The sequence below is a fragment of the candidate division KSB1 bacterium genome (assembly GCA_034506255.1).
GTDB lineage: Bacteria > Zhuqueibacterota > Zhuqueibacteria > Zhuqueibacterales > Zhuqueibacteraceae > Coneutiohabitans > Coneutiohabitans thermophilus.
This window is the reverse complement of record JAPDPX010000001.1, coordinates 700,853-726,311: the sequence shown is the minus strand read 5'-3', so window position 1 is coordinate 726,311 and position 25,459 is coordinate 700,853. Positions and strand designations below refer to the sequence as shown.

Annotated in this window: 16 protein-coding genes; 8 read left to right on the top strand and 8 right to left on the bottom strand. The window is 60.9% G+C overall.

Annotated elements, in window-relative coordinates; genetic code table 11:
- Window positions 1-300: 300 nt before the first annotated feature.
- Entirely contained in the window at window positions 301-3,654 is a 3,354-nt protein-coding gene (locus tag ONB52_02940; protein ID MDZ7415100.1) for a T9SS type A sorting domain-containing protein, read from the top strand.
- 120 nt (window positions 3,655-3,774) lie between these two features.
- On the opposite strand, the gene ONB52_02935 is transcribed toward ONB52_02940, so the two are convergent.
- Entirely contained in the window at window positions 3,775-4,137 is a 363-nt protein-coding gene (locus ONB52_02935; protein MDZ7415099.1) for a DUF971 domain-containing protein, read from the bottom strand.
- Between the two features lie 398 nt (window positions 4,138-4,535).
- Between ONB52_02935 and ONB52_02930 the strand changes: the two genes are divergently transcribed.
- Together ONB52_02930 and ONB52_02925 are read left to right on the top strand one after the other, a co-directional pair.
- A complete protein-coding gene (locus ONB52_02930) occupies window positions 4,536-5,054 on the top strand; it encodes a hypothetical protein (protein MDZ7415098.1) in 519 nt (172 codons plus the stop codon).
- 38 nt (window positions 5,055-5,092) lie between these two features.
- Window positions 5,093-5,515: an Hsp20/alpha crystallin family protein gene (locus ONB52_02925; GenBank protein ID MDZ7415097.1), complete on the top strand. Its 423-nt coding sequence runs from the start codon at window positions 5,093-5,095 to the stop codon at window positions 5,513-5,515.
- Window positions 5,516-5,607: 92 nt separating this feature from the next.
- Here ONB52_02925 and ONB52_02920 read toward each other — a convergent pair whose 3' ends face one another.
- From ONB52_02920 to msrB, 7 genes are all read right to left on the bottom strand, one after another.
- A complete protein-coding gene (locus tag ONB52_02920; protein ID MDZ7415096.1) occupies window positions 5,608-6,483 on the bottom strand; it encodes an SDR family oxidoreductase in 876 nt (291 codons plus the stop codon).
- 36 nt (window positions 6,484-6,519) lie between these two features.
- Window positions 6,520-9,327: a bifunctional transaldolase/phosoglucose isomerase gene (locus tag ONB52_02915; GenBank protein MDZ7415095.1), complete on the bottom strand. Its 2,808-nt coding sequence runs from the start codon at window positions 9,325-9,327 to the stop codon at window positions 6,520-6,522.
- A 92-nt stretch (window positions 9,328-9,419) separates the two neighbouring features.
- The gene (gene gltS, locus ONB52_02910) at window positions 9,420-10,628 is read right to left on the bottom strand and encodes a sodium/glutamate symporter (protein MDZ7415094.1); all 1,209 of its coding nucleotides are present in this window, start codon (window positions 10,626-10,628) and stop codon (window positions 9,420-9,422) included.
- Between the two features lie 76 nt (window positions 10,629-10,704).
- Complete coding sequence (locus ONB52_02905; GenBank protein MDZ7415093.1) at window positions 10,705-13,533, bottom strand: FAD-binding oxidoreductase; 2,829 nt, start codon at window positions 13,531-13,533, stop codon at window positions 10,705-10,707.
- A gap of 293 nt (window positions 13,534-13,826) precedes the next feature.
- Window positions 13,827-14,795 (bottom strand): glucokinase, encoded by a 969-nt coding sequence (gene glk, locus ONB52_02900; protein MDZ7415092.1) that lies wholly within the window; start codon window positions 14,793-14,795, stop codon window positions 13,827-13,829.
- 67 nt (window positions 14,796-14,862) lie between these two features.
- Window positions 14,863-15,492: a peptide-methionine (S)-S-oxide reductase MsrA gene (gene msrA / locus ONB52_02895; protein MDZ7415091.1), complete on the bottom strand. Its 630-nt coding sequence runs from the start codon at window positions 15,490-15,492 to the stop codon at window positions 14,863-14,865.
- A gap of 151 nt (window positions 15,493-15,643) precedes the next feature.
- Window positions 15,644-16,180 carry a peptide-methionine (R)-S-oxide reductase MsrB gene (gene msrB, locus ONB52_02890; protein MDZ7415090.1) on the bottom strand — a complete coding sequence of 179 codons (537 nt, stop codon included), beginning with the start codon at window positions 16,178-16,180 and terminating at the stop codon, window positions 15,644-15,646.
- Between the two features lie 345 nt (window positions 16,181-16,525).
- Between msrB and ONB52_02885 the strand changes: the two genes are divergently transcribed.
- The 5 genes from ONB52_02885 to ONB52_02865 all read left to right on the top strand — a co-directional run bounded on the left by ONB52_02885 (window position 16,526) and on the right by ONB52_02865 (window position 25,458).
- Entirely contained in the window at window positions 16,526-17,851 is a 1,326-nt protein-coding gene (locus tag ONB52_02885) for a cytochrome c family protein (GenBank protein MDZ7415089.1), read from the top strand.
- A 608-nt stretch (window positions 17,852-18,459) separates the two neighbouring features.
- Entirely contained in the window at window positions 18,460-21,285 is a 2,826-nt protein-coding gene (locus ONB52_02880; protein ID MDZ7415088.1) for an AAA family ATPase, read from the top strand.
- 176 nt (window positions 21,286-21,461) lie between these two features.
- A complete protein-coding gene (gene cysS / locus ONB52_02875) occupies window positions 21,462-22,847 on the top strand; it encodes a cysteine--tRNA ligase (protein MDZ7415087.1) in 1,386 nt (461 codons plus the stop codon).
- 76 nt (window positions 22,848-22,923) lie between these two features.
- Window positions 22,924-24,624, top strand: a complete 1,701-nt coding sequence (locus ONB52_02870; GenBank protein ID MDZ7415086.1) for a hypothetical protein — start codon at window positions 22,924-22,926, stop codon at window positions 24,622-24,624.
- A 72-nt stretch (window positions 24,625-24,696) separates the two neighbouring features.
- Entirely contained in the window at window positions 24,697-25,458 is a 762-nt protein-coding gene (locus tag ONB52_02865; GenBank protein ID MDZ7415085.1) for a hypothetical protein, read from the top strand.
- Window position 25,459 lies beyond the last annotated feature (1 nt).

The following is a 25,459-nucleotide window of genomic DNA, read 5'->3' as shown; positions in this document are numbered from 1 at the left end:
CTCACATTTAGTGTAGCGAAGTGTCCGTCTTCATTGCTGCTGTGCGCCTGGGGTCCATGGAACGGACACTCGCGGCTTTCCCATCTTTTCCTCTCCCCTTTCAGAGCTTCCACGGACGAGGCCCATGAAGCAGTGGACTGCAAGTTGGACGGAGTCCCAAGGATTTTCACCATCAGCAGGAGTCCCAACATGGTGTCGTTGGTCACACGGTTTTTGCGAAAGCGTGCCAGTCTCTTGGGCACTCTGATTTTATCCGGGCTGGCGTGGGGGCCGCAGGTGCTTGCGCAACCGGGCGCGGTCATGCATGTCAACACGGCCGCCAACTCTTCCAAATCCAACCAGAACAAGACGTTTTACCACGATGGCAAATGGTGGGCAATTGCACTGGATGCCACCAACAACCGTTGGTACATTTGGCGCTATGACGGCGGCGGCGTGTGGACGCGCAATAAAGCGCTGGACAAAGGCGCCAAAAACCGCTATGACGTGCTGCTGGACAGCAATCTCGGGCATCTCGGTGTATTACGCTCCCACACGAATACCGTCAAATTCTGGGGCCTGATCTACAGCGCCGGCACGTGGAATACAGCCTTCAGTGTCAATATCCCCGGTTTTGGCAACAGCGACGATGCCAATCCTCTGAGTTTTACCGCAGCCGCCAATGGCGACTTGTGGGTTTTCCGCATCCACAATGGCACGCTGCAGGCCAAGAAATCGACCGACGGCGGGGTGACCTGGTCGGCGACCCCCATCACCGTCAAGTCGTCACTCAATCAGAATAAAGGCACCACCGATGCCGTGGCTTTCACACAAAGTGGCAACCATTACATCGGCGTGGCTTATGGCGAAGAGGGTGTTTCCAGCTCGACCAGCCGCTACGGGTTCCTCCGCCATCTCGAAGGTGATCCGGACAGTGTCTGGACGGATGAAACCCACCTGCTCACCTACCAGGGCAACGAAAACGCCAACAATCAGATCAGCATGGCGGTCGATCCGAACAACAACATCTACCTCATCACCAGAAATTTTGGCGGCAGCAGCGGGGTGCCGCGCAACACGCTATACAAACGCAGCAACACCGGTAGCTGGTCGAACCATGCCGTCTTCTTCAGCCCGGCGGCGGGTTGGACCTCGCCAACTCTGGCGATCGACACCACCAGCAACTCCCTGATCCTGGCCGGCATTCGTTCCGACAGCAGTTTTGCGGAGTACAAACTCGTGCCCATCGGCAGCGAAAACACGGCGAGCAGTGTGACCGCCGCGCGGCTGATCTTCGCCGCTGGCAACACCCTGCAGCACGCAACCATGCCCCGCCAATTCGTCAACAGCACGATTGGCACGATGGTCTGCGCCAGCAACACCAGCACCAACGATATGTGGTTCAATCTGCTGCAAAACACGCCGACGGTTCCGGTGGCAGTGGATTCCGTCATAGTGGAACCAAACGAGGTGAATGCCCGAGCCAGCTACACAGTGCCGGTGGTGTTGACCGACAGCAGCAATGGCACACTCACGGCCGGTATCGGCACGATATCGCTGCGGTTTCCATTCAACACTTACGTGCCGGCCGCAATCGCTCCGGCGCACGTGAAAGTCAACGGCGTGGCCGCCAGCACGGTGGGGACCAATTCCAGTCTGCGCGAAGTCACCATTACCACGCCGGTGACGGTTCCAGGTGGCGACACGGCTTTCGTGGAGATTGACACCCTCGCCGGCGTCTACAACAAAACCGCCTTTGGTTTGGATTCGCTGCAGGCCTGGACCAGCGCACAGCCGATGCCGGTGTATTCGCCGGCCTACAATCTGGTGCGCGCCACCACCACCGTGACTGCCGCGCGCGTGGCCCTGCTGCCGACCGACGCGGATTCAGTTGCCAACTATACCATTGGTTTTCGCCTTGGCAAGCACGGCCGCATGCTGGCAGGCGTGGATACCGTGCGGGTGCGTTTCAACACGGCGACCCAAATCACGCATGGCAACTTGCTTGGCGTCCAGCTCAATGGCACACCGGCCGGCGCCGCGGGGGACAGCGCCACACGCACCATTCAGATTCAGGTCCCCGCCACGGTCGAGACGGCCAACAACGACTCGATCACTCTGTATTTGCCCGAAACGGCGGTGCGCAATCCCGCGGTCAATGGCAGCTACACGCTGTTCGTCTACACCAGTGTTGAAACCACACAGGTTGCCTCCCAGCCCTATGACATCGAACCGAGCAATCTGTTTGGTGCACCCGTACCCGGCACCAACAGCAAGTTCGACAACGCCAATCAAAGTAAAGTGTTTCATCATGGCGGCTATTGGTGGCTCGCGGCGGAGTCGAAAACCGACAGCAGATGGTATTTGTGGAAATTCGACGGTTTCACATGGACGCAAAGCATCCAGATCAGCTCGGCGCAAAAGGCCCGGCCCGATGTGGTGCTGGTGAGCAGCAGCAACAAGGCCTACATCCTGCTGCCCGGGCCCTCCACCACCCAGCTTCTGCGGTTGAGCTTCAGCGGCGGCAATTGGAGCATCGACAGCGGTTATCCCAAGACCGTCAATTCCGTGCAGGAAAGCAACATGGTGCTCACCCGCACCCTGGGCGGCAATTTGTGGGTCTTCTGGATCGCCGATTCCACCCTGAGCGGACAGAAGTCAACCAACGACGGGACCTCCTGGACTGCGAAAATTACCCTCAAGCGCAATCTCAATCAGGCGACCGGCCTGGTCGATGCCGTTGCCTTCCAAAACGGCGGGGCCAACAGCATCGGTGTGGGTTACGCAGAAAACAGCAGCAACAGCACCTCGGTATTCGGCTTCCTGCGGCACAGCGAAAGTGACCACGATACGCTGTGGACCGATGAGACGGGCAACTTGCAGCAACCCTCCGGCACTTTTGCCGACAACCACATCGCCATGGCGACCCACAACAACGAGGTTTTCATGGTCATAAAGACCAAAGGCGGTGGTGGTGCCACCACTTTAAAAAACGGCCTGTATCATCGCGAAACGAACGGCAATTGGACGCTGTATGACGTCATCCAGGGCAACGGCTGGACCCGCCCGGTCATCACTCTCGATGTTACCAACAACGTGCTCTACCTCTTCGGCACACGGGAGGGCGCGTCGCAGACTGGTGAGATGAAGCGGGTCAATTTCGGCGACTACGACGACCTGCTCGCGACGCCCGTTGACACGGTGTTCTACAGCGACCTGGATGATTTCTTCGATTCCTCGGGTCCGGCGCACAATGTCACCAGCGCCTCGAACTTGATGATTACATCGTCCAACGTCACCCGCGATGAAGTGTGGTACAACTTGCTGACGCTGGCGGCGCTTCCGAAAAGCTCGGGCGGCGCGCCGTGGGCCGAAGCCGCGCAAGCGCCGATCAGTGATTACAAACTGGCGGCGGAAGTTTATCCCAACCCGTTCAATCCTGAAACTACGATTCGCTTCCGGCTCGACCAGCCCGGCCTGGTGCGGTTGCAGATCTTCAATATGAACGGCCAGTTGGTGCGGACATTGATCAACCACGAGCTAAACGCGGGCCAGCATCATCGCCGCTGGAACGGCCGCAATCAGGCGGGCGTTCCGGTTTCCAGCGGAACCTACATCTTCCGCCTGCAAGCCGGCAACCGTATTGCCACCGGCAGAATGCAACTGATCAAATAGCCCGGTCGGCCTGGTTGCCGCCTCCCCCGCGGCGGTTGGGATTATGCCTCCAAAAGCAAAACGCCACCGGGCTTCCGTGGAAGCCCGGTGGCGTTTTGTGTTTGTGGGACATGCAAGCCTCTACTCTCCCGCCGGCCCCCTCTCTTCCTTGAGCCGGCGACAAACTTCCTCCTGCGCCAGCGCCCGCAGATAATCGAAAGTATAAATGCCCTCGTGATGCCCGTCGCTCCAGTCAAAATGAAGGGCATAGCGCCCCACCACTTCCGCGCGGGTTATGGTGACTTGATCGGAAATGATCTCATGCGGCTGCAATACCCTGAGCAGGTTGCCGGCGGGCTTTGCATGCCGGGCTTCCTCACAGGAGGCACAGGGACAGCTGCGGCGTAGAAATGCCATGGGATAGAAACTGGTCTCGCCGTCCTCCCAGTCAATTTGTAAAGTCTGCTCATCGGCCTTTTTCAGGTCTACAGGTCGAATTGGCATGTTGCATCTCCTGGCAAAAAATCGGGTGTGATTTTGCCCGCGGGCGGATGATAAGCAACCCCGGCGAAGAATGCAATTCCGAATGTTCCGTGTTCATGGCAGGGCTCCCTGCCATGGGCCGGCAATTCGTGTTTGTCCGAAAACGTTTCCGGCCCGGCCGGGTCGAGGCTTCCAAAACGTCGGGCGCGGACACCATTTTTCCAGGCTTCGGAAGCCAAACCGTTTCTCACCTGTTATGAGGCGGCCCGCAAGCTGCAACCAAAATTTTTGAACCCGGGTGGATCTGATTTTTGTACCTGCGTTCATCCAAAAACGTCGCGGCCATGCCAGTGTTTTTCAGGGTAATCTGCCCAGCCCGTATGGCGTATGGCCAGCCATCGGGATGAAGATGAACTGTCGTGGTGCTGACCTTGAAGGGTCTACTACAAAAGTACTTTTTTGCCGTTTGCATTTTGCATGCCGGCTTGCGGTTGCCTGGAATAAATGGCGTGTGGGAAGTGCACTCCTACAGGAGTGGACCGCACCTTTGCCTGCAAAATTTTTTGTGCCCCAACACTTGGGTGGTTGGTCTTCGCGATCAAATCGGCGTTCCCCGCGGATGGGATCAATCTGGGTGCAAAATTCAGGTCGTGACATTGGGCGGACAGTATGCGCTACGGTATTTTCGGGATATTGCTGTGCAGGCATCGGCGCAAGCCAGATGGCCGCGCGATTCTGCTCTCACCGGCGGTGCTTCGCAACAGCTGCCAACGTTTCATATGCACGTCAGAATTGCATCGGCACTACTGGACAATCCGTCAGCGCGGTCAGTGTCTGATGCCACATCGGCAGAACAAACCATTTCGCCACGGATAATTTGGCCGAAAAAACAAGCGGCATGGGCCTTGCATAAAAACAAGGCAAAAGACGACAAATAAACCTTTAACGATAACCCCAAACCGAAGGAGAGTTGATCATGTTGGTGAAATGGCATCCCGCTGCGACCGTGTTTTCCGAGCTGGAGAATACTTTGCTCCGCGATTGGTTCAACGGCACTGATACCCTGACATCGTTCGTGCCGGAAGTCGACATCCTGGAAGGCAAGGACGGTTTCATCCTGCGTGCGGAATTGCCGGGTGTGAGAAAAGACGATCTCAAGATCACGCTCGACAACGGCATGCTGACGCTGGGTGGTGAAAAACGTTTGGAGACGGGAGATGCCGAGCAGTCTTTCCATCTGCGTGAAACGCGTCAGGGCCGCTTCGAGCGCCGCTTCCGACTGGGCGAGGGCATCGATCGCAGCAACATCAAGGCGGATTACAAGGATGGTGTGCTCACTGTCACGCTGCCCAAGAGCAAGGAAGCCATGAGCCGCGAAATCGACATCCGGGTGAGCTGAGAACCGGTCGCGCAACAACGTTCTGAGATAAATCGAAAGCCGGGAGTGCGGTTGCACTTCCGGCTTTTTAATTTTCTGAGGCAGGCACGGGCTCAGTGGCCAACAAGCATGCGCAGCCCCTCTTCAAATCCAAGCAGTGGTGTCCGCAACAGACCGGGGGCAATGGTGTTTTTGAGTGAAACGTCGCGCGGCCGCGCTGCGGGCAATGCCACGGCAAACATCGAAACCGGTCGCAGCAGGGTTTCCGGGAAACCAGCGATGCGACAAAGGGTGCGGGCAAATTCAAACCGGCTGCCGCGCTGTGCTCCGCCCAAATGAATGATGCCGGCGAAGCCGGTGCCGGCCAGTTCCAAAACTGCGGCAGCCATGTTTCCCACCAACCCTGGGGTGCGATATTGATCGTGAAACACCGTCACCTCCTCACCCTGACGCAGACGTTCGAGCATTCCGGCGAAAAAGCAATACCCGCGGGCATAAGGCAGGCCATAAAGCAAAGGCAGGCGCGCGACCGCCGCTTGCGGGCAATGCGCCAGCGTCACCAGCTCGCCCTCGCGTTTGGTTGCACCATACACACTCAGGGGCTTGGGAACATCGGTCTCGACGTACCAGCCCGTGTCGCCGGCAAAAACGAGATCGGAGGAGATATAGACCAGCCGTCGTCCCTGCCCGCCGCACCACCGGGCAATGACGCGCGTGGCCTCGACATTGATCAAGCGCGCCAATTCCGGGCGGGTTTCGCATTCATCCACTTGCAGCACGGCGGCATGAATGATGGTGTCGGGATTCACCGCTTGCAACACCGGCGCGATGCCCCCGCTGTCAGCCAAATCCAGCCGGACGGGCGTCACGCCGGGAGGCAGCGCGGAATGGTGATGGCAGAGGCCATAAACCTGCGCCTGACTGACGGCCTGGCTGCAAAGATGTCCGCCGAGAAAACCGCTGGCTCCGGTGATCAAAATGCGTTTCATGATGTCATCCCGCAATACGACAAATCCTGTCCGTGATCAGGCAATCAAATCGGCCAGCCGTTGCAGATGCCGCACCACCTCGGTTCCGAGGTGAAAACGCATGACGCGCCGACCGGCATTGCGCAGGGCCTGCTGATCGCCGAGCGCCTGCGCCAGCTTGAGCACGCCAAAGGTCATGGAAGAGGCGGCGCTGCCGGCTTCATCGGGAATCGGCAAATCCTGGCGGGGATCAGAGGTAAATTGGATAAAGAGCCCGTTGCCGGCATCGCCTTTGTGAAGCTGGCCGGTGGAATGAAGGAAGCGCGGGCCGTAGCCGACGGTGGTGGCACAGCGCCAGTGCCGCATGATCCGGCGGCGCATCTGCTGCAGTGCCGCGTCGGTTTCAGCACCGGGCGGCAAGTAAGCCTGCAAAGCGACATAAGCGCGCGGGCGGGCCCCGTCCGCCCTTTCTGCCGGCGCCAGGAATTGTTGCAGCGCCTGCCACAGATCGGTGGCAGCAAAATCGGCATAAACCGCAATGCCATCCACCTGCAGCGTGGGTGTGGCTTCGGGCAACTGTCCCGACTTTTGATAGGCTGCCACCATTTGCCGGGCCAACACTTTGGCGGATTCCACATTGGGCTGATCGAAGGGATTGATGCCCAGCCGCCGGCTGGCCACTGCCGTGGCCATTTCCCAGCGAAAGAATTCGCCGCCGAGATCATACTCATCCTGCCAGGTGAATTGCAGTACGGGATGCCCGGCTTGCTGCAGGGCGGCGAGGGCGGCAGCGAGAGTATTGTCCCCGCCCAGCCGCAGATGCACGAAGACACGATCATCGGCATAGGCTGCCGGCGATGCCACCTCCTCCCCTTCCACCGGCAAAATGCCCCTGCCTTCCTTGCCGGTGCTTTCCGCAATCAGTTGCTCGGCCCAGGTGCCAAAATGGCGAATGGCGGTTGAGGCCAGCAGCGTGACTTTGTCGCGACCACTGGCTGCCATTTCCCCCAGGATCGCGCCGAGCTTTGCAGAGATATTGTCTCCCACCACGGGAGAATTGCAGCCCTCGCTGTTGCATGCCATGAGCGCGGCGCGTTCCAACAGCCGGGGCAAATCCACGCCCAGCAGCGCGGCCGGCACCAGACCGAAGTACGAAAGCGCGGAGTAGCGGCCGCCGATGTTGGGATCATTGAGAAACACCTTGCGGAAGCCCCACTTGACGGCCGTATCCACCAAACCGCTGCCGGGATCCGTGATCGCGACGAAGTGTTTGCCAACTTTGTCCCTGCCGACCCGTGGCGCCGCAAAGTTGTAAAAGTATTTAAAGAACGAAAACGTCTCCACCGTGCCGCCGGATTTTGTCGAAACGAGGAACAGCGTTTTGGCGGGATCCAGCCGTTGCGCCTGTGCGGCAACGGCCTCGGCATCGGTGCTGTCGAGCACGGCAAGATCGAGAAATCCCGGCCGCACGCCAAAGGTGAAACGGAAAACCTCCGGCGCGAGACTCGAGCCGCCCATGCCGAGCAGCAGGGCATGGGTGAAGCCTGCAGCGCGCACTTCCTCCACAAAAGCGGTGATTTCAGCAATGGCCGCCGGCATCACTTCCGGACTGTGCAGCCAGCCCAGGCGATTGGTAATCTCGGTGGGTTGAGGTTTCCACACCGTGTGATCATGCCGCCAGATCCGCGGCAGAATGGCGTGCTCGTGCAACTCCTGCAGCGCCGCCGCGACTGCACCTTCATACTTCCCCAAAAAGAAATGGTGACGTGCCTGTCCGCTCTGCAAACGTTGCAACTTGTCCGCGAGATGAGCGCGCAGCCTCTCCAGTGCCCGGGTGTGCGCCTGCAGACTCTGCTGCAGGAGCTGCCGGGCGATCGCATGCATGTCAATCCCCAGGGCCGCCACCTGCGCAAGCTGTGCGCGCGCCGCGCTGATGCCGGCGGTCAGCATGGGCGCCGTGTTGCCATGATCAAGAAAGGCGGTGAGTGTCCTGAGTGTCATGCTGCAGAGAGTCTGCGGCCCGGTCAAATTTTCGACATAGAAGGTGTCGGGGAACAGGGGATTGTTCATGCTGGTGCTGCTCCACAGCAGCCGCTGCGGTTGCGCACCGGCAGCGGCGAGTTTCTGCCAGCGCGGGCCTTGAAAAATTTCCTGAAATTTTTGGTAAAGCAGCCTGGCGCAGGCAACGCCGGGCCTGTTCAGCAGGTCGCTTTCCCCTTTTGCCGCCAGCAACGGCGCGAGTGCGGCATCAATCTCTCCGACGTGAAACGAGGCCACGGCGGCCACGGAATGGAGTGCTTCGCCGTGACCCAGGCGCTGCTCGAGTCCGGCCAGAAAGGCCCCGGCCACCTGCTCATAGGTTGGCAGATCAAAAATCAGGGTTACGTTGAGGTTCACGCCGGCAGCGATCAAATCGGTGATCGCCGGCAGGGCGGCCGGCGTGGCGGGAATTTTGATCATCACATTCGGACGGTTCAACGCGGCGAAAAGCCGCTGTGCCGCAGTGATCGTGGCCGCGGGATCGTGGGCCGGGAGCGGGTCGAGATCGAGGCTGACGTACCCATCGCGGCCGGCAGTCGCGTCGTAAACCGGCTTGAGCAGATCAGCGGCGCGCGCCGCATCGTCCCGAATTAATATTTCCTGAATTTCCGCCATGGGCGTGCCTGCCTGAGCGAGGCGGATCAGATCAGCGTCGTAATCGGCGCTGCCGGCTATGGCATTTGCCATGACGTTCCAATTCGCGTTCAGGCCGCGCACGCCGCGTTCGAGCCAACCGGCCAGTTCGCCGCTGGTCAGGCAGGCGCGGCGCAAACCTTCATACCAGGGAGATTGACCGGCCTCGGCAAGTTCGTGCAATTTGGACATGTGATTCTCTCGTTGACTTGTCCTTGACAATTTGATGAGCTTGACCGGGTGTGCGGCAGGTTCGCCCGACTGTCGGGGCGCACCCGGTCATTTCATTTAAACAGATTGACACAGGCGGTCAGCAGCAAGGCGTTGCTGAAGTCGATGAAGAAGGCGCCGATCATTGGCACCACCAGAAACGCGCGCGGCGCCGGACCATAGCGCTCCACCAGGGCTTCCATGTTGGCCATGGCATTGGCGGTGGTGCCGAGCATGAAGCCGCAGAAGCCGCTCACCATCACCGCGGCATCGTAATCATGCCCCAGCAGGCGGAACATCGGCCAGAGACAAACCAGCGCCATCATTGCCACCTGCGCCGCCAGGATCACGAGTAGCGGCAGCGCCAGGCCGGCGAGCTCCCACAGCTTCAGCGTCATCAGTGCTAGCACGATGAACAACGTCAGCGCCGCCGTGCCCAAAGCTTCCACCGTGCGATGCGGCAACCCGAACTTGCCGGTGGCATCATCAAGGTTGCGCACCAGCGCGGCCACCACCATCGCGCCGATATATGCCGGCAAGGTTACACCCATGGCCTTCAAGCCGGCGCTGAGCCATGCGCCCAGCCACATCACCACCAGCAGCAGAGTCACACTCTTAAGCAGAACGGCGGCTTCCGTATTTTGCGCTGCCCCCCGGGCAGGCGCTGGTGCTTCCGGCTGCAACACAGCCTCGTTTTCGTGCGACCGAGGATTGGGCTTGAGCTGAAAGCGTTCGATCAATAGAGTGGCCAGCGGTCCGCCCAGTACGCTGGCCGCGATGATGCCGGCCATCGCCGCGGCAATCGCAATGGTGGCGGCGCCGGGAATACCCGCCTGCTCGAACAATGGCGCAAATGCCAGACCGGTCGCCGGCCCGCCGGCGAGAGTCAACGATCCGCTGATCACGCCAATCAGGGGATGAATGCCCAGCGGTTTTGCCAGCGCCATGCCGAGAAGGTTTTGTACCACCGCACCGAGGGTGGCGCAGAGAAACAGAATCAGCACCTGCGGGCCGCCGCGTTTGAGCAGCGCCAAGCTGGCGCCGAAGCCGATGGCTGTGAAGAAGGCAATCATCAGCGGGCTTTGCAGTGTCGTGTCGAACGCAAAGAAGGTCATGTCAAACCGCCGGCCGGCTGTGACAATTCCGGCCACCAGCAAACCGCCGAGCACCGGCGCCGGCAGGTTGTAGCGCGCCAGCACGGGAACGAGGCGGCGCAGAAAATGGCCGAGATACAGCGCCAGGCCGGCAAAGGCCAGAGTTTGAATCAAATCGAGTTTTAACATGCACGCTCCTCAACGCCACAGCCCGGCCATCGCACCGGTGCTCTGGGCACGATCTTGCCCGCTGGCGGTTTTCTGCTCATGACGCTTTGCGGGTGGCGCGCTCGACGAGATAAAGAATCGACTGATAGCGCCGGCCGGTCGCGAGCGTCATGCCCATTTCACAAGTGAGATTGCTGGAGTAATAGCCGTCATAGTTGCCGGCATTGACCTCGGCCGCCTCCACTGCCGTGGCGGATTGGGTCAGCTCCGGGAAGAGCAAACCCCGGTCGCCGGCAAAGGCACAGCAATCGAGCTGCACGGGAATGGCGACAGATTCCGCGCAGGCGGCGGCGAGCTGCTGCAGCCTGTCGGTCAGGCCAAGTTTGCGCGTCGCACAGTTGGGGTGCAACATTACGGCCTCGGACAGACGGCGGGGTTGCAGCCGGCTCAGCAGCCGGTCGTGCACGAATTCCACGCTGTCGAGAATGGTGAGCTGACGCCAGCGCTGGAGATCCTCCCCCGTCAAATCCTGCGCGCACGAGCGCAGAGTGTGCGCGCAGGAGCTGGCATCGATCACGATCGGCAACCGGCCTTCGTCGGACCAGGCCCAGCATTTCGCGATCATCCGGCGCAGCGTTGCGTGATAGGCTGCGGTATAGCCTTTGGAGCCAAACGGCATGCCGCAACAATGCCCCGCGCTATCGGAGGGAATCCACACCGGCAAGCCGGCACGTTCCGCCAGCAGCGGCAGCAATTCCGGCAGCGCACGTTGTCCGGCGGGCGGGCCTCCCATGATCCGCGTCAGGCAGGCGGGAAAATAAACCGCATACGCTCCCTCCCGTCCTGTCCTTGGAATGCGTCGTGGCGGCGGTGGCATGGCATGATGCCATTTCGGCAGCGGTGTTTGGAGCAGGCGCTCGGCCGTCTGCGTCATTTTCAGGAGAGTCTTGTCGCCCAGCACACGTGCCGTCCAATGCGCGCTGCGGTTGGCAAAACGCAGTGCTTTTTCCATAATCAACAGCCGGCGTGCCACCTGCAAAGCCCGGCGGCTGGCTTTTTCAGAATGACCTTCGCTGCGCAGTCGCTTGACCAGCTCGCCGGTGTTGATTGCAACCGGACAGGCTGTGGCACACAGACCATCCACGGCGCAGGTCTCAAGGCCGGCATACTGGTAATCGCCGAGCACGGATGTCAAACTTGCAGCGTGGCTGCAGGCGGCACGTTGCCGCGCGATTTCACGGCGCACGACGATGCGCTGGCGTGGGGTCAGGGTCAGGCGGCGGCTCGGACAGTGTGGCTCACAGAAGCCGCACTCGATGCACTTGTCTACTTCGGTCTCCACCACCGGCAGCGTCTTCAAGTGCCGCACGTGCGCGCGGGGATCGTCATTGATGATCACGCCGGGATTAAGAAAGCCATCGGGATCCACCAGCCGCTTCAATTCCTTCATGATCGCGAAGGCCGTTCTTCCCCATTCCGCCTCGACGAAGGGCGCAATATTCCGGCCGGTGCCGTGCTCTGCTTTCAGGGCGCCGTCATACTTCTCCACCACCAGCTTTACCAGGCTGGCCATGAAATGCTCGTAGCGTTCAATTTCCGCGTCGGTATTGAACGAGGGCGTGATCACGAAATGCAGATTGCCGTCCTTGGCATGGCCGAAGATGATCGCCTCGTGATAGCCAAATTCGTGAAACAACTCCTGCAGATCAGTGATGGCCTCCGCCAGCCGCTCCACTTGGAAGGCCACGTCTTCGATGATCACGGTCGTACCCTGCGGCCGCAGCGCGCCAATGGCGGGAAACAGGCCCTTGCGCAGTTTCCACAGCAAGGCTTGGGCGGCGGCCTCCTCCGTGAAGACAGGCGGATGCAGCAGCGTGAGTGTGCGGCACACCTGCTGCGCGGCCTGGCGCGCCTGCTGCAGTTCCTCCGGTGTGGTGCATTGATACTCGACCAAAAGCCCCGCAGCGCCCTCCGGCAGTGCTTTCAACAAAGCGGGCGCGCCGGCGAGATGCTCCACCGACCGCAAAGCGGCGCGATCCATGATCTCGAGCGCGCGCGCACCGGAATCCCGCAGCGGCAGGATGGCGCTGCCGGCATGCTGCACCGCGGCGAAGGTGAGCAGGCCGGTGTAGCGCAGGGGATAAGCGGGCAGCGTGTGCAGCACAGCCTCGGCAATGAATCCCAGCGTGCCCTCCGAGCCGATCATCAAATGGCCGAGAATCTCCGCCGGCTCATTGAAATCGAGCAGCGCGTTGAGCGAATAACCGGTGGTGTTTTTCATGCGGTATTTTGCGCGAATGCGGACGCACAAGCTGTCATCGGCTGTGACGCGCTGTTTGAGTGCGAGAATGCCGCGGTGCAATGCCGGCGCCTGCTGGCGCAGGCGTTCATCGGCGTCAGCCTCGGCGGTGTTCACCACCACCCCGTTGGGGAGCAGGTAAGTGATCGTGGCGAGGGTGTGATAGGAATTCTCCACCACCCCACAGCACATGCCGCTGGCGTTGTTGGCGAGAATGCCGCCCATCATGCAGGCGTCGATCGAAGCCGGATCCGGGCCCAGGCGCCGGCCGTAGGGTCTGAGCACCGCATTCACGTGGCTGCCGATGACGCCGGGCTGCACCCGCACGCGCCGGCCTTCATCCTCCACCTGAATTTTCTTCCAATGGCGCGCCACCTCCACCAGGATGCCGGAGGTGACCGCCTGGCCCGACAGGCTCGTGCCGGCGGTGCGAAACGTCAACGGGATGCGATTGGCGCGGGCAAAAACGAACAAGGCCTGGATTTCACGCAGGGATTTGGGCAGCACCACCGCCTGCGGGATAAGACGGTAAGAACTGGCATCGCTGGCGTAGGCAATCAAATCAAGTGGGCGGGTCAAAACACGGCCGGGCTCGAGCAGCGCCACCAGGGCGGCATGCAAATCCATCTTCTCTCCTCCTTTCACGCGTCACCGCTGCCCCAGGAATAAAGCAGAGTTTTGGCAAAAGGCAAGCCGGGCGTGGCGGGATAAAAAGCAGAAAGCCGGTGCTGACCGGACTTTGCAGAAAGCATGGTGTTTTTGCTCTTGCCCCGCCTTTCTTTTGGTGTGTTTTTTCGCCTTCCCCGGCTTGGGCGGGGAAATCCCTGCGCATGAAAGTCATCAAACCGTTGTCATCAAGGGGAAGGAGTCGGGGAAAAGACCTGAGCAATGGTTGCCGGACGCATGGCGTGGCAACCGGCCTAAAGCCGGGCAGCCAGCGCAGCGGCACCGCGCAGCGCCACCTGATCATCCCGAATGATGTGCAAAGGCGTTTTCTTCACCAGGTCGGACAGCCGGCCTTTGTTCAGGAAGGCTTTCAGCACGGTGCCGTCCTGCAGCTTGCGCGCGATTTTCATCGACACGCCGCCGCCCAGGTAGACACCACCGGTTGCCAGCAGGGTGAGCACCAGATTTCCCGCTTGTGCACCGAGAATCGCGGCAAAGAGGTCCAGGGCTTGCGCGCAAATTGGAAATTCATCGGCCAGACCAGCGGTTGCAATCACCGCCGCCGGGTCTTCACACTGCAGACGTTGGCGCAACTTCGGCGGCTCTGGTGCGCGGCCGGTCTCCCGGAGAAATTCATAGATATTCACCAAACCCGGTCCGGACAAAACCCGCTCAAAGCTGACGCGCGGGAAGCGTGTGCGCAAAAACCGCAGCAACTCGATTTCGATTTCAGTGGTGGGCGCGAAATCGACATGGCCGCCTTCGGAAGGCAGCACGCCGGCGCGACTGTGGTAAAACCCCTGGCCCAGACCGGTGCCGGGCGCCAGCACCGCATAGGTCGCCTCCCCGGCCGGCGCCTCACCCGGGTTGAGGGTGATCAAGTCCCCGGCGGTCAACAGAGGAATGGCCGCAGCGGTCGCGAACAAATCATTCACCAACTTCACGTGTGTCAGGCCCAGCGCTTTCTGGAGCTGCTGTTCGTCGAGCTGCCAGGGCAGATTGGCCGCCTGTGCCCGTCCCTGGATCACCGGCCCGGGCACGCCGAGACAGGCGCGTGCCGCGCGCGCTGGAAAACGGGTCACAAATGCCGCCACCACCTCGGCGAGGCTGGCATAATCGCGCACCGCAAAGGTGGCCGTATTCTCACGAACAAGGCTGCCGTGCTCGAACCGATACCATGCCAGACGCGCTTTGGTGCCGCCAATGTCGCCGGCGAGAATCATGCCCTCCTCCTCTGTTTTGTTCCGGACAGCTGTGAGGCTGCGCGAGCGGACCGTGATCGCGAGGGTCTCATTTCTGCCCGCCCCACAGCTCCTGCAGCCGCCGGTCGCGGCCGCAACCACTGCGATAGGCTTTGTAGCGCAACGGATTCTTCCGGTAGAAATCTTGATGATATTCTTCGGCGGGATAAAAGACCTCGAGCGGAACGATCTGGGTGACGATCGGTTGAGAAAAGCGGCCCGCCAGTCGCTGCCGGGAGGCTTCTGCCAGCCGGCGCTGCTCTTCATTGTGATAGAAGATTGCCGAGCGGTATTGTGTGCCGGCATCGCAAAACTGCCGGTTGGGCGTGAGCGGATCGATGTTGTGCCAAAACACTTCGAGCAGTTGGGCGTAGCTGGTGCGGGTGGAATCGTAAACCACCTGCACGGCTTCCGCATGGCCGGTTCCACCGGCAGAAACTTCTTCATAAGTGGGATTGCTCGTGTTGCCGCCGGTATAGCCCGAGGTCGTGGCCACCACGCCCGCTACTTCATCAAACGGCGCTTCCATGCACCAGAAGCAGCCACCTGCAAAGGTTGCCTGGGCGAGATGCTGTGCCGGCACTGCGCTCGCCGGTGCCGGTGAAGCCTTGTGACTGTCCTGTCCCGAAGATTGGCAGGAGAAAAGCAGCAGTGCGGCTGCAACCAAAAGTGTTCTCATGTGACTGGCTCCCGAGATTATGGTCAAGGGTTAAAGTGGCAAACGGCGTCCGCCCGCCGCGGCTCGCGGACGAGCAAAACAATACGGCCGCTGCAATGGTCAAGCCGTTGCTGGGCGCTGCTATTGCAAGGGATTTGGGAAACGGCGCCGGCTAGTCGCGCAGCGCCGGCAGTGGCTCGCCTTCGGGAATGAATTTCAGCGCGACACCATTGTTGCACCAGCGCTGGCCGGTGGGCGGCGGGCCGTCATCAAACACGTGGCCCTGATGGCCGCCGCAGCGTGCGCAGTGGTACTCCGTGCGCGGCAGCATCAGCTTGTAGTCGGTTTTGGTGGCGATATGGGCGGGCGCAATGGGCTTGAAAAAACTCGGCCAGCCCGTGCCGCTTTCGAATTTGGCTTCCGAGGAAAAAAGCGGCAGGTAGCATGCCGCACAAATGAACGTCCCCCGGCGCTTCTCCCGATTGAGCGGGCTGGTAAAGGGAGGCTCCGTGTTTTCCTCGAACAACACGCCATACGCTTCCGGCGAGAGCAACTGGCGCCACTGCTCGCGGGTCTTCTGCAACGGCTTGAAAGTGCGGCTGCTGTCGCCAACCGCGGCATGCTCATTCCCGGCGGATTTTCCGCCTTTGGCCATGCAGGCTGTGAATATCACGGCGGCAACGAGAAACATGAGTCGTGAGCCGAACATGAATGTTGTGCACCTCCTGCGGGCGTTGTGCCCGCCATGTCCGCCGCACATGTGCACGGCGGAAGTTTTTGCTCCGAACCGGTGGCTTGTCCGGCATCACCGGGTTGAAAGATCATCTCTACTTGAAACGGCAAACGGCCTGCCGCTATTCCCGCCGTAACAGAATTGCTGAGGGCATTGCCGCGCGGAATATAGCCCGCGGCAACAGTAAAGTCAATGCACGGCAAGCTTGATTCTTGGGAAAATCCCGCTAAATTTCGTCTCACTTTGTCCGGCGGTCCCGCGCTGCGGGTGCATTCGTGCCGGCGGGCAGAGTAAAACGACCACGCCCAAATTCGAGACACAATGAAGAACGCTTGCCTGGCACCGCCTCTTCTCCTGCTGTTGACCGCCTGCAACAATCCGGATCCTGTCCAGCCGCCGGCCGGCAGTGCGCCCAAGTTCAAAGTCACGGATTTCGCCACCGCCGAGACCTGTCAGGGCTGCCATCCCAACCACTATGCGGAATGGTCCACTTCCATGCACGCCTATGCCTTCACGGATCCGGTGTTCTTCGCGATGAATGCCGCCGGCCAGCAGAAGACCGGCGGCCGGCTCGATCAATTCTGCACCCAATGCCACAGCCCGGTGGCCAGCCTGACGGGCGAAACGCCGCCCTTTTTTGATCCCAACAAGCTTTCTGCTGTCTCCCACCGGGGCGTGAGCTGCGAGGTTTGTCATTCCCTGACCAAAATCAACCAGCCCTTCAACGCGGCGTTCGAGCTCAAACCGGGCAAGGTGAAATACGGCAGCCTGGCGGATCCCGCCCCCAATGGCTTCCATGACTCGCAATTCAATCCGCTGTTCAGCCGCTCGGAATTTTGCGGCGTCTGCCATGAGGTGAAAAATCCCCTGGGTGTAATGGTCGAAGAGACGTTCAGCGAATGGAATGTGGCGGCGCTGGCCGGCATGTCGTTCGATTGTCAGGACTGCCACATGCCGGTTTATGCCGGTCAGGCGGCGGTGGGCGGGCCGCTGCGCGAGCAGGTACATCGCCACACGTTCGTCGGCGTGGACGTGCCGCTGGTGGATTTTCCCGGGGCAGATTTGCAGCGCCGGGAGAGCGAGAAACTGCTGCAGAATGCCGCCAGCATGCAGGTGACGCATCCTGCCACGCTTCACGCCGGCGATACGCTGCAGGTGCAGGTGAGCATTTTCAACAATAAAACCGGGCATGCGCTGCCCTCGGGCGTGACGGCAGAGCGGCAGATGTGGATTGCCATCCGCGCGCGCGATGACAACGGCAATCTTTTGTATCAAAGCGGCCAGCTCGATGCCAACGGTGATTTGATGGATCAGCACAGCGAGCTCAACCGCAACGCCGATGCCGATTTGACGGTGTTCCGGCAAACGCTGCGCGGGCCGGAGGGGGGCGAGGTGTTGTTTTTCTTCGAAGCCAGTCGCGTGGAAAACAACCTGATTCCGTTCCTGGCCACGCGCACCGCCGGCTACCGCATCCCCCTTGCCGGCAGCCTGCGCGGCGCCGTTCATCTTGAGGTGCGCCTGCGTTTTCGCAGCCTGCCGCCCTATTTCCTGCGCGCGCTGGGGCTGGGGGATTTGGTTGCCAAAGTTCCGATCGTCGACATGGCGGTGGTACAGCGTGTCATTCCGCTTGCTTCGCAGACAGAGTGAAGGTAACTGCAGCGGGCGGTCATGCCTCAGTTCCGGGGGGAGACGCAGCACAGACCTCATCTTGTCTCGGGCAGGGATGCCTGCGCTGCGCCACGCGTTACTGAGGATTCCAGCGCGCGGCACTTTCACCTTGCATCACCAGGGAAAAAAGTTTACTTTCTGCGGCCCTGCTGATTCAGGCTGCTCCACCTTCGACCTGAATTTTGCATCTTTTTTGCCATCTTTCGCCCGGGAATAAATTCCCAGGCGAAACCGCCTGAGGGCGGCTGCCCACCACCCGGTGATAAGTCGGCCTTTAGCCGCTTTGAGTTTTGCACCGGCGATTTCAAGCGCAGGTGGTGAGGGCAAGACGACCCAAACAAAATTCAGGTTCAACGCTTGTGTCGGCGGGTTGACCCTGGCGGATTTGCGTGATCACCGCGGGGGCAGCGCTGCGTGTGCAATCACCTTGCGTCATGCCCCAGTTGCGTGTGGGGAGGCAGCGCAGATATTTTGTCTGCAGGCAGAGAGGCCTGTGCCACTCCACAGTTACCGAGGGATTGTCACCTGTCATTACTTTGGAAAGGGCGCCGCCCCTCGGCTGCGGGCGGGCAGCCATGCGGAGTCTTATGAGCGACCATCCTTCCAGCTCGACAGTTATTCTGACGCGGCCGCGCGAACGCAACGGCACACAGTTCACATTGCCCTGGGCGCATCACTGGCCCGAGGCCGTGGCACGCGCCCTCGCGCAACCGAATGGCGCGCGGGATTATCGTTGCGCGCTGCAGGTGAACACGCCCATGCAAAACTGCTTCAAGGGTTTCGATTCCAAATATCGCAGGGACAGCGAGCCCTTCCAGCGGGATTTTGCGCTGGCGCTGGCGCAGCGCTGCAAGAAAGCCGGCATCGATGCCATCGGCCTGTGCGATCACAACAGCGTGGCGTATGTCGAAATCGTGCGCCGCGAGCTGCGCCAGGAGGGCATTGTGGTCTTTCCCGGCTTCGAAGTGGCCAGCACGGAAGGGCTGCATGTGCTGTGTTTGTTCGATCTCGAGGCGCCGGTCGAGGAACTCGATCATCTCCTGACCGAGCTGGGCCTGCCTCCCAAAGACCGCTGGGTGAACGGACGCGGCCTGGCGCCCCGGCAATCGCCCAAGTCCTTTCCGCAAATTCTGGAAATCATCCAGAAAGACCGCCGCGGCATTTGCATCGCGGCCCACATGGATCGCGAAAACGGGCTGCTGTTCGAATGCGCCAAGACCACGCGCGTGCAGTATTTCACCGATCCCAATCTGCTCGCCGGACAGATTGCCGGCGCGCGCGCCGATTTGCGCGCCTTCGAGCGCAAGATCGTGGAAGGCCAGTTGAATCACTATCGCCGCGAGCGGCCGCTCGCCCTGGTAAATTGTCTGGATGTCTACAACCTCAAAGACATCGAAAACCCCGCGTGCAGCACGCTCATCAAGATGTCGACCCCGGGCATCGAGGCGCTGTGGCAGGCCTTTCTCGATCCGGAATCCCGGCTGGAGCTGCTGACGGAAAGTGCGCGGGAAGGGGCGCGGCCGGCACACCGCAGTCCGCATGTCGAGCTGGTGGCCATGACCTGGGAGGGCGAGGCGAGCTTCCTGCACGGCTGCGCGATCCATTTCAACGAAAATCTCAACTGCCTGATCGGCGGCCGCGGCACCGGCAAGTCCACAGTGATCGAAAGCCTGCGCTACGTGCTCGATCAACCGCCGCTGGGCGAGCAGGCGCGCCGCATGCATGAAAGCATTCTGGCAGAGGTGGTCAAGAGCGGCACGAAGATTTCGCTGCTGGTGCGCAGCAATCAGCCTTCGCCGAGCTATTATCTGATCGAACGGCTTTATCCCGGCGAGCCGGCGATTTATGATGAAACCGGCCAGCGCCGCCGCCTGCAAGTTTTCGACATCGTGCCCGGCATTGCCATTTTCGGCCAGCATGAAATCGCCGAGATTGCGCGCGACACCAACAAGCAGGCACAATTGCTCGTCCGGTACCGCGCCGAAACCGCGGCGACGCTGGAGGCCGGCCGCCGCGAATGCAACCAGCTCCTGGAGGCCAATCGCAAGCAGTTGCTGGCGGCGCAGGCGGAATTGCACGAAATCGCGGAAAAACTCGCCCACCTGCCGGTGCTGCAGGAAAAGCTGCGGCTGTTTGAAAACAAAGGCATCGAGGCGAAGCTGCGCGAACAGGCCCTGCTGACCCGCGAGGAGCAAATACTGCTCAGCAGCCGCGAGCATCTGCAAGCCCTGCAGCGCGTCATCGAGCAGGCCCGCAAGCGTCTGGAAGTCGAGCCCGTTTCCCTGCCGGCCGGGCCGGTGCTGCCCAATGGCGATCTCATCGCCCAGGCCCAAACCGCGCTGCAAAATCTCGAACAGGAACTGGCCGCCACGCTTTCGGACCTGGCGGCTGCCCTGGGCCGCACGCAAAGCGAGCTGCTGGTGATCATGGAAAGGTGGCAAAACCGCCGGCAGGCACGCCAGAAGGAGTACGAGCGCACGCTGATGGATTTGCAGAGGGAGGAGATCGACGGCGCGGCCTTCCTGCGGCTGCGCCAGGAGATCGAACGGCTGGAGCCGCTGCGTTTCAAACACGCCCAGTTGCGGCAGCGCTGCCAGCAGCTCGAAAAGAAGCGACAACAACTGCTGCAACGCCGGCAAGCGGGGCGCAAGAAACTTTTTGCACTTGATCAAAAGGCCGCCGGCCGCGTGAACCGGCTGCTGCACGGCCGGCTGCGGGTCACGCTGGAGCCCGCAGCGGATTTCACGCCGCTGTTCGACAAGCTACGCAGCCTGCGCAAACGCCTGCAGGAGGATTTCTTCGAGCGTCTGGCTGCCACCCCCGGTTTTTCCCAGGCGGATTTCCTGAAGCACCTGCGCGCCGGCAAAGCGGCGCTGCAGGCACGCTACCAGTTGACGGACCGGCAGGCCGAGGTGCTGGCCCATCTCGATGCCGCCACCATGCTCGAACTCGAGGAGCTCGATCTGCCCGATCGCGTCACCATTGAACTGAACGTGGCGGCGCCGCACGAAACGCCGCGCTGGCGCCGCATGCCCGATCTCTCCACCGGCCAGAAAGCCACCGCGATTTTGCTGCTGTTGTTTCCCGAAAGTCGCACGCCGCTGGTCATCGATCAACCCGAGGATGACCTGGACAATCGCTTCATTGCCGACACCATCATCCCAACCTTGCGGCAGGAGAAACGGCGGCGTCAGTTCCTGTTCGCGACGCACAACGCCAACATCCCGGTGCTGGGCGATGCGGAGTTGATCATCGCCCTGGAGACAGGCGGGGAGGGCAAGTCCAACTCCGCCGTTATTCGCGAGGGCAATGTCGGCGCGATCGATCGGGAATCGGTGAAACTGCTGGTCGAGCAGGTGCTGGAGGGCGGGCAGCGCGCCTTCGAACTGCGCCGTGCGAAATATGGGTTTTGAGCCGGCTCCTCGTCCAATTCTGGAATGGGTGCAGGAGGATCACATGAGGCACGAAACCCGCACTAAAAGCGGGCACAGCCCGGCGTGCCCCGCCGCGTAACGTGCCGCCACCGCCAATGCCCCAATCAAATTCGAAGCGATGACGATCATTCAATCATCCCGTCGTGCGACAAGCCATGACCCTGCGTCTGTTTGACACCTACACCCGCGAAATGCGTGAATTCAAACCGCTCCATGAGAAGCAGGTGGGCATGTACACCTGCGGCCCGACGGTTTACGACTATGCCCATCTCGGCAATCTGCGCACCTACCTGTTCGAAGACATTCTGCGCCGCGTGCTGGAATACAACGGCTATCAAGTCAAACACGTGATGAACATCACCGACGTCGGCCATCTCGTTTCCGATGCCGACACCGGCGAAGACAAGATGGAAAAAGGCGCCCGCCGCACCGGCAAAACCGCCTGGCAAATCGCGGAGGAATACACCCGCGCCTTCCAGGAAGACCTGCGGCAGCTCAACATTCTGCCGCCCACCATCTGGTGCCGCGCCACCGATCACATTCGCGAACAAATCGAGGCCATCCGCTGCATCGAGGCCAAAGGCTTCACCTACCGCACCTCCGATGGCATCTATTTCGACACCTCGAAGCTGCCGGATTACGGCTATCTCGCCCGGTTGGATATTGCCGGGCTGCAAGCCGGCAGCCGCGTCGAAGTCGGCGAAAAACGCCATCCCACCGATTTTGCCCTGTGGAAGTTCAGCCCGCCGGGGCAAAAGCGTCAAATGGAATGGGACAGCCCCTGGGGGGTTGGCTTTCCGGGCTGGCACATCGAATGCTCGGCGATGTCGGAAAAATATCTCGGCCCGTTTTTCGACATTCACTGCGGCGGCGAAGATCACATTCCGGTGCATCACACCAACGAGATTGCACAGACCCAGGCCTGCCATGGCACCCGGCTGGCCAACTTTTGGATGCACGGCTATTTCCTGCAGGTCGATGACGCCAAAATGGCCAAATCTGCCGGTGAATTCCTGCGTGTGCAAACGCTGATCGATCGCGGCTACGATCCCCTCGCCTATCGCATGTTGTGCCTGGGCGCGCATTACCGCACCAAGCTGAATTTTACCTGGGAGAGCCTCGAGGCCGCCGCCACCGCCCTGCAGCGGCTGCGCACCACGATGTCCGACTGGGGAGCGCCCGGCAGCATCGATGAAAACTATCACCGCCGCTTCCTCGAACAGGTCAATGATGACCTGAACATGCCGCGCGCGCTCGCCGTGGTCTGGGAATTGGTCAAGAGCGAGCGGCCGGCGGCCGTCAAAAAAGCGACGCTGTTCGATTTCGACCGTGTGCTGGGGCTGCGCCTGGCCGAGTGGCAGCCGAAGCAGGAAACCATCCCGCAAGACATCCTGCGACTGCTCGAGCAGCGGCAGCTGGCCCGCCAGGAAAAGCGCTGGCAGGATGCCGACGCCCTGCGTGAGCAAATCAAGGCGGCAGGCTGGGAGATCGAAGACACGCCGCAGGGGCCCAAACTGCGCCGGCAGGCAACCAGGGCCTGAATGCCACGGCAGGCCGGCGGTGCCCGCAAGACTCGAAAACGACTGCAACAGTTGAACTTTTCAGGAGAGTATCATCATGCCGCGCGGACGAGCTTGGCTCACATTGCTGGCGTTGGCACTCAGCACCTCACTGACCGGCAAAGAAAACTACACCCTGAGCGGCAGCCAGACCTCACGCATCAACTACACACTGTCACAGCGGCTGGTGCCCGCCCCCGGGATCAATCTGCTCATCATCAGCACCGTGCTTCCCGCCTCCTTCACCTCGCCGACCTACAATCAGGAGATTTCGAATCTCAACCTGCAATTCCATCCGCCGCCCGATGCACGCGACGAGAAGCTCGATGCCCGCGGCAACAAGGTCGTCACCGCCACCTGGCGGCAGCCCGCCACCGCCATCGTCGCCACGGTTTCGCTCACTGCCGCCAACTGGGTGAAGCTCGGCACGATCAACACCAGCGCGCCTTTTCCGCCGGATCCGCACACCGGATCGGAGGCGGTTTATCTCAAACCCACCAAACAAGTGGCGGCGGACAATCCCTTGATTGCGGCAAAAGCCAAAGAGCTGACCCGCGGGGTGACCACCGAATTCGATGCCGTGCAGCGCATTCTCTCCTGGGTCGTTGACCATGTCGATTATGTCCTGACGCCGCCGAGTTACGACGCGCTTTACTCTTTCAACACCGGCAAGGGCAATTGTCAAAACTATTCGCATCTGGCGGCGGCATTGCTGCGTGCGGTGGGCATCCCGGTGCGCATCGTCAATGGCGTCACGCTCAACCGTTCCTATGATGCCGCCACCGGCGGGGGCCGCCTGACGCTGGGCATGGCACAGGGCCGCCATTCCTGGATCGATGTCTATTTTCCCGATCTCGGCTGGGTGCCGTTCGATCCGCAGCAGAGCCAGCTTTTCACCAGCAACCGCTACGTGCGCATCGAAGTCGGCCTGGACAATGAGGAGACTACGCAGGACGGTCTGGTGCGCTGGACCGTGGCGCGCGGCGCCAAGGCGCAACCGGAATTCGAAGAAACCATCAACGCCGAATTCCCCGAAGACAAGACGATGATCACAGCGAAACGCCAGAGCTATGGCCCCAAGAACTTGCTGCTCTCTCCGGAGGTCAAAGCGACATTCGTGCCCTATGTCGCGGCGCCCGCTCCCCCGCCGCCGCCCCCCAAGCCGGCGCCCGCCGATCCCGCCAAAGCCACCTACACCAAGCCCTTTGTATTCGGCAATCTTGAATTTCCCGAGGGCGTGAATTTCGCATTCACCCGCGAAGTGGCGACCGGTGCCGGCGGCGCGCAGGAGCTGCGCAAGAACTTTCTGGTGGAAACCGCGGAATATGTGACGCGTTCGGCGCAATATGCCCAGATGTTCGTGCTCGATCGTCCCCTGAGTTTGGAAAAGGTCGCGCTGGCGCTGCAGAAGTTTGGCGGCGAAGGCTTCCTGTGGGTGGAAATTTTGAAGGATCACAATTCCAAGCCCGGCGAGAACATTGCCACCAGCCCGCTGCTGGCGATGACGGATCTCTCCAACCGGCCGGGTTACTACTGGCAGTCTTTCGACTTTACGCAGAAAAACGTGAAGCTGGCGCCCGGCCGCTATTGGATCGCCCTGGGCTTCAGCGGCACACCGGTGGTGAACTGGTTCTATTCCTACGGCAAGCCGGTGGGCCCCAGCGACGGCACCCGTTATAAAACCATTCTCGATGAAGATTGGAGCAACAGCCTGTCATTCGAGTTCAACTACCGCGTGGAAGGCAAAACCACGCCGTGAGGCCGGGGTGCTGGGGGTTGCCCGCCGCGCGCAGGCGCATGCTGTTGGCGCATGCTGTTGAGGAGGCATGACATGAAAAAATTCTTCCCGTTGTTGGCGGCAGCGCTGGGATGGTTGCCGGTCACGGCGCTGCCGCAAAGCTTTTCCTTCACCGCTGACACGCTGGCCCGCCGCGGCAATCCCGGGGATTTGATCATCCTCGATGGCCACATCAAAAACCTCGGCGTGCAGGACCTGCAGATTCGCGTGGTCCGCATGCCAAACAACCTGCCGCCGGGCTGGAGCACTTCGCTGTGCAGCGGAGATTTGTGTTTTCCGCCGTTCCTGAATTTTTACACCATCCCCGATACTGCGCTCGGCATTCCGGCACTGGCGCCGGGGGAAACCTCGGAATTTCATTTGAACTTCAACACCGATCCCGCACAGGCCGGCACTGCGGCCGTGCCGATTCGCGTGGAAAACATCAAGAATACCGCCGAGTTCGTCGAGTTGACCTTCACTGCCAGCACGCAGCCGGCGGTCGTCACCGACCTGCCGCCCGGCAGCCCGGCAGACTTCAGATTGCTGGCGAACTTTCCCAATCCTTTCACCACGGCCACGACGATTCCCTTTGAAATTGGCGGGGGCCGGCCGCTGCCGGTGGAGTTGCTCGTCTACAACCTGCTCGGCCGCGAAGTGGCGCGCCTGAACCTGGGGATGACCGCCCCGGGACGCCGTGAAATCACGTGGCAGGGACGCGATCACAACGGCCGGGTTCTGCCGCGCGGACTCTACTTCTACCAATTGCGCGTTGGGGCATTCCGGCAAACGCGTGTCATGCTGTTGCTGCAGTAAC